At 35.4% G+C, this 1,345-nt stretch carries 1 protein-coding gene; it reads right to left on the reverse strand.

From position 1 onward, the window contains the following. Nucleotides 1-60 precede the first annotated feature (60 nt). Nucleotides 61-1,239 carry an IS256 family transposase gene (locus KGF70_RS16835; protein WP_216786517.1) on the reverse strand — a complete coding sequence of 393 codons (1,179 nt, stop codon included), beginning with the start codon at nt 1,237-1,239 and terminating at the stop codon, nt 61-63. Between the last annotated feature and the right edge of the window lie 106 nt (nt 1,240-1,345).

The raw sequence follows: 1,345 nt of genomic DNA on the forward strand, positions 1-1,345 counted from the left end.
GGGAGTGTCAAGAAGTTTGTGTAAAAAGTGATTGCTCTTTCTCCATAAAATTAAATCTTTTCAGTCGAAAAGTGATTCTAATGTATCCTTAACTTGTCCGAATCCACGATGAATTCGATTAAAGTTCTTTTCATTGTAACTAATTACTTGCACTCCAATGAAATTGTCTAATGATTTTTCATTGGGAAACTGTTCTTTTGCTTTAGTCTTGCGTTTAATCTTTTTATTTAGCGATTCTATAATATTTGTTGAATAAATAGTTGGGCGAATTGCAGCTGGAAAAGCCAAAAAAGCTAATAATTCCTTTTCAATTGACCTAATGTGACTAATTAGATTTGTGTATTGTTTTTCCCAAGTACTATAAAAATCGGCAAGCATTTTACGAGCTTCAGCTTCATTGGTTACCGAATGAAGTTGTTTGAAATCATTTAAAATAACCTCACGGTCTTTTAAACGGACATGTGTACTAATATTACGCATAACATGAACTAAACATCTTTGAAATTTTGCTTTAGGAAAAGCGTGTAAAAGCGCGGGTTGAAGTCCAACCATTCCGTCCGCAATAATTAATTGAACCTGTTTAAGCCCTCGCTGCTTGAGATCGGCTGCCATTTCCGACCAGACTTCAGCATTTTCACTGGGCGCAATGCGATAATCAAGAACTTCTTTAATTCCAGTGGGTGTAATTCCTAAGGCAATATAAACTGCCTCTCTTTGAACTGTGTCACGACGCAAAGGTAAATAAGTTGCATCTAAGAATAAGCAAACATAGTTTGCTTTAATGGTTTGCTGATGAAAAGCTTCAATCTGCTTAGTTACTTGGGCAGTAATGTTAGAAACAGTTGTAGCCGAATAATAAGAACCGTACATTTTTTCAATCAAATCAGCGATTTCACGAGTGGTAACACCTTTAGAGTAGAGTTGAATAATTGTAGTTTCTAAAGCATCTTGACGACGAGAATAAGCTGGAAGTAAACGATTATGAAATTTGCCTTGTCGGTCACGCGGTACAGCAATTTTCAACTTACCATATTCGGAATCAATTAACCGAAAGTATTGACCATTCCGATAATTGTTAGTCTTAAAGCTATTACGTTCATAAGGATCATAACCAAGTAACGAAGTTAACTCAGCTTGTAGGATTTGATTAATAGCTGTTTCAAGTTGTTGGCGAAAAAGTTCTTTAACATCGCCATTTGATAATAGAGTTTTGGTTAAATCTTTGGTAAACTGTTCCATGGGGAATCCCTCCGTTTTGGTTTGGTTTGACGATTTAATCATACGGGGAAGGGGTTCCCTTTTCAATAGGATTTTAATTCATTTACACAAACTATTTTATACTCTC

This window comes from Lactiplantibacillus sp. 7.2.4, assembly GCF_018991185.1.
GTDB lineage: Bacteria > Bacillota > Bacilli > Lactobacillales > Lactobacillaceae > Lactiplantibacillus > Lactiplantibacillus pentosus.